Raw genomic sequence first — 4,399 nt, 5'->3', positions numbered from 1 at the left:
TGTAGGCAACATCGGAGCTCCTGATGTAACAATGTTGTCTCAGGACATCAGTTGTAACGGAGCTTGTGACGGAACTGTGACGGCATCAGTTGTAAATGGTTCAGGTTATTCTTACTCGTGGAGTAATGGATCGAGCGGAGCTACCCAATCTGGTCTTTGCCCCGGAACTTACACTGTAACTGTTGATGATGGATCTGGATGTTTGGCGATTGAGTCGGTAACGCTGACTGAGCCTGCTGAAATAATCATTGATAGTATCATGACAACGCCAACAGCTTGCGGAGACTCAAACGGAGTTATTGAAGTGTTTGCTCATGGAGGTGAAGGAACTCTTACCTACCTTATTAATGGAGTAGATACTGTGAATCCAATTATCAATGTTGCCGGAGGAACTTACACGGTTGAAGTTGCTGATACAACAGGTTGCTCAGTATCTCAAATTGTTCCTGTTCCAAACACAGGAAGCTTTGGCATTACAGTTTCAAAAGTTGATGTGACTTGCTTTGATGAATGCAATGGACAGGCGTTTGTGAATATTGGCCCTCCACCGGGAACAGGTCCTTACAGTATTCAGTGGACTACTGATGTGAATGATACGCTCAATACGCTAACTGATCTTTGCCCCGGAACTTATGGTGTTCAGGTGACTGATGAAACAGGCGGCTGTGTAGCAGTGGATAGCGTTACGATTGAAGCTCCGGCTGAAATTGAACTCGATAATGTAATTACAGCTACACCAGATTGTGGTCAGAACAATGGGTCAATTGAAGTGATTGCGAGTGGCGGAGTTGGCTCACTGAATTATCAGTGGAATGGTGGCCCGGCTGATAGCGTTTACAACAGCATTTCAGCAGGTCTGTACGAAATCACTGTTTCAGATGCCAACGGATGTACGCTCACTGAGACTATTCCTTTGAGCAATCCTACTTCACCTTCAATCAGTGTTGCTACTCAGGATGCTTCATGTAACGGAGATTGCACAGGTAGTGCTGAGGTCACTGTTGCCGGATCTGACTATGAAGTGATGTGGAGCAACAATGAAACAACTGAGATGATAGCAGGACTTTGCCCGGGCAACTACGGTGTTGTGGTTACTGATACAACCAATGGCTGTGTCGCTGCTGATACCGGCTCTGTTGGAACAAAAGGAAACCTCGAAATTGAGCTCGATATTCTCAATAATAGCAACTGTAATGCACTTACGGTTTGCGAAGGTGAGATTGAAGCTATCGTAACAGGAGGTGACATGCCGATATCGTATAATTGGTCTAATGCAGGAACTCCTGATTCTAATGTTCTTGCGGGGCTTTGCGCTGGTACATACTCTGTGACAGCAACCGGAAACAATGGTTGCGAAGCAATAGCTGTTGGACAGGTTGTTGACGTGCCGGCTCTGGATGTAACAGTTGATACTGTAATCGATGCGCAATGCTGGAACAGTAATAATGGTTCGGTTGATATTACGATATCAGGCGGTAATCCAGACTATACAATCAACTGGAATGGACCCGGGTACTCAGGTGACACTGCTGATATTGATAATCTGCTACCTGGTGAGTACACGCTAAGAGTATCTGATGAAGGTGACTGCGTGGTGTTCGATACAATTCAGGTAGAAACTCAAACGAGACTGTCAGTATCTGCACTTGACACAACTCTTTGCGGACTTGGAGATACAGTTGAAGTTTATGCTAATGCATCGAGTGATTATCCGATCACATACGAATGGCAAAACAATGCCGGTCAAACAATTGATACCGGTAGAACGACAACTGTTATTCACGAAGAACGAATAGAAAGAAGATTAGTAACTGCTTCCAGCAATGGTTGCGCCAGGGTTGATACGGCTATAGTCAGATCACGAGGCGTGCCGGTTGCCGATGCCGGAAATGATACTACAGTTGTTGCCGGGGCGAGAATTAGATTGGGTGGTAATCCAACCTCAAACGAAGCAGGAAGTACCTACGAATGGGGTCCTGATCAGGCAGACCTGAGTGGTTTTGATATTGCGAATCCTTATGTTCGTCCAGAGCAGACATCTACTTACAGCTTAAAAGTGACGAATATTTACGGCTGTGAAACATGGGATTTCATTAGAGTGACAGTTACAAACGCGTTTGATTTCCCTGATGGCTTCTCTCCAAACGGAGATGGCAAAAACGATGTTTGGGAGCTCGACTTCTTAAGTGAATACAGAGACTGCAACGTGAAAATATTCAACCGCTGGGGTCAGGTAGTGTTTGAAAGTGAAGGATACGATGAGCCGTGGGACGGAACTTACAACGGTAATGACTTACCGGTAGGATCTTACTATTACGTAATCGACCTCGGCACTGAAGACTTTACTGAACCAATTACCGGACCTGTAACCATAATGAGATAATCGCTATGAAAAGATATATATTGACAATAGGTGTGATTTTTGGGGCTCTGACCGTAACGGCTCAGCAGCTCCCTCAGTTCACCCAGTACTTCCTGAATGATTTCATCATCAATCCGGGAGTTACCGGTACAAAAGATGCATGGATTGGACAGTCGAATAATCGTTACCAGTGGGTGGGAATTCAGGACGCCCCAAGAACTTATATTTTGAGCGCAAACGGTCCGTTTAGCGATTACAACATGGGATTAGGTGGTTACTTTTTCTCTGATATTGCCGGTCACACGCGCAGGACTGGTTTTGCTGGCTCTTACGCTTACCACCTTCAGGTAGCTGATGATATAAAACTTGGAATGGGGCTTAACTTTGGTGCAACCAGGTGGCTTATCGATGGATCAGCTATTCAAACCAAGGATACTGAAGACCCGGCATTCTCAAGAGGTACACAATCTACATGGGTACCAGATGCAGGAGTTGGGTTTCATCTTTACGCTAAAGAGTTTTGGGTAGGAATTAGTGCTCCGCAAATAATCGGGAACAAACTCAAGTTCTTTGATGATTATACTCAAACTCAGGCTCGTTTATCGAGACACTATTTCTTCAATGCCGGTTACAATTACCAAATGCTTGATGAGTTAGTTTTACAACCGAGCGTTTTTGTGAAATACATTGATCCGCTTCCTGTTCAATTTGATGCAACGCTTAGAGTGATTTATGACGATTTCATTTGGGCCGGTTTTTCATACCGAATGGACGATGCAGTGGGTGTAATGTTAGGGGTAGATTTTCAAAACAACCTCAGGTTTGGTTACTCTTATGATATTCCAACATCAGACATCAATCCATACACAACAGGATCTCATGAGTTAATGCTGGGTATTAGGTTTAAGGAGAGAGATTAATAAACTTATTGTGTGTGATTAACGTATAGTGATTAGATTATATGAAATGTTGTTATGGAAGTTGTTGATGTAGAATCCAAAACCGAAAAAATTGATAAGGCTGTTCACATGCTCAAAGCAATTGCTCATCCCCTAAGGCTTCAAATCGTTGAATTGCTAACCGGAAATGATGAGTTATGTGTAAGCGACATTCACCAGCAAATTGGAGTTGAACAGGCTGTAGCTTCCCAGCAACTCAAAATCTTAAAACAGAATGGTGTGTTGAATTGTGAAAGAAAGGGTAAGCACTCTTTTTACCATCTGGCACATCCGCAAATTAAAGATCTTATTTCATGCATAGAATCATGTCACTCATGTTAAAAAGTACATTCATTACAGGAATTTTCACTGCTGCATTATCTATCGCTTTTACAGGCTGCTCAGGCCAAAGTGCTTCAGATAAAGACAAAGCTGATAATCAAAAAGAAACAGTAAATAGTGAAAAGTCAACTGAGAAAATAATTGTTGATATAGGAACAAAAGAATTTCAGGACAAGATCAATAACGATAATGTGCAACTGATAGATGTTCGCACAAAAATGGAGACAGACAAAGGAGTCATTGGAGACCCGGTTCTGAATGATTTCTATGGAGATGACTTTAAGGAAAACCTCAAATCGTTTAATAAGGAAGAGCCTGTTTATATCTATTGTCACTCTGGAGGAAGAAGTTCAAAAGCTGCAAGCATCATGAAAGAAATGGGCTTCGAAAAAGTTTATAATCTGGAAAATGGTTTTTCAAGCTGGAAAAAAGAAGACTTACCTATTTCTGATCCCTCATAATAATTTATGCCATGAAGAACATTTCAATTATTGCAGTATTTGCGCTACTTCTTTTATCCTGTAATGGTCAGAACCATAAAAAGGACTCATCTAAAAAGAATCAGTCGAAAAAAGAACAACAAGTTACCGCTATTGACACTGCTAAAATAATCCAACGAGGTGACTCAATCTCGATGTTTACCGGTAAAACATTGATGGGGCAATTACAAGCCGCAATGGGTAGAGGCGGAATTGAAGAGGCTGTGAAATACTGTAATGTAAATGCATATCCCCTTACAGATTCAATTTCCAATAAG

4 protein-coding genes and 1 pseudogene are annotated in these 4,399 nt (G+C 42.3%); all 5 read left to right on the top strand.

Going from position 1 to position 4,399, the window contains the following annotated elements:
• Positions 1–2,383 (top strand): gliding motility-associated C-terminal domain-containing protein (locus RI557_RS11405; RefSeq protein ID WP_310683877.1); only part of this gene is annotated, 2,383 nt, incomplete at its 5' end.
• A 5-nt stretch (positions 2,384–2,388) separates the two neighbouring features.
• The gene (locus RI557_RS11400; protein WP_310668674.1) at positions 2,389–3,282 is read left to right on the top strand and encodes a type IX secretion system membrane protein PorP/SprF; all 894 of its coding nucleotides are present in this window, start codon (positions 2,389–2,391) and stop codon (positions 3,280–3,282) included.
• A 54-nt stretch (positions 3,283–3,336) separates the two neighbouring features.
• Complete coding sequence (locus tag RI557_RS11395) at positions 3,337–3,642, top strand: metalloregulator ArsR/SmtB family transcription factor (RefSeq protein WP_310683875.1); 306 nt, start codon at positions 3,337–3,339, stop codon at positions 3,640–3,642.
• A complete protein-coding gene (locus RI557_RS11390; RefSeq protein ID WP_310668672.1) occupies positions 3,615–4,103 on the top strand; it encodes a rhodanese-like domain-containing protein in 489 nt (162 codons plus the stop codon). Before RI557_RS11395 ends, RI557_RS11390 begins: the two co-directional genes overlap by 28 nt.
• Before the next feature lie 11 nt (positions 4,104–4,114).
• A pseudogene (locus RI557_RS11385) lies at positions 4,115–4,399 on the top strand (hypothetical protein); the annotation flags it as partial.

The organism is Salibacter sp. (genome assembly GCF_031581065.1).
Taxonomy (GTDB): domain Bacteria; phylum Bacteroidota; class Bacteroidia; order Flavobacteriales_G; family Salibacteraceae; genus Salibacter.
The sequence above is the reverse complement of the archived record's forward strand: the minus strand, read 5'-3'. Positions and strand labels throughout refer to the sequence as shown.

What these genes read in the sequence shown, in the direction of transcription:
- RI557_RS11400 (WP_310668674.1), top strand. Translation starts at nt 2,389, where the DNA reads ATGAAAAGATATATATTGACAATAGGTGTGATTTTTGGGGCTCTGACC.
- RI557_RS11395 (WP_310683875.1), top strand. Translation starts at nt 3,337, where the DNA reads ATGGAAGTTGTTGATGTAGAATCCAAAACCGAAAAAATTGATAAGGCT.
- RI557_RS11390 (WP_310668672.1), top strand. Translation starts at nt 3,615, where the DNA reads ATGCATAGAATCATGTCACTCATGTTAAAAAGTACATTCATTACAGGA.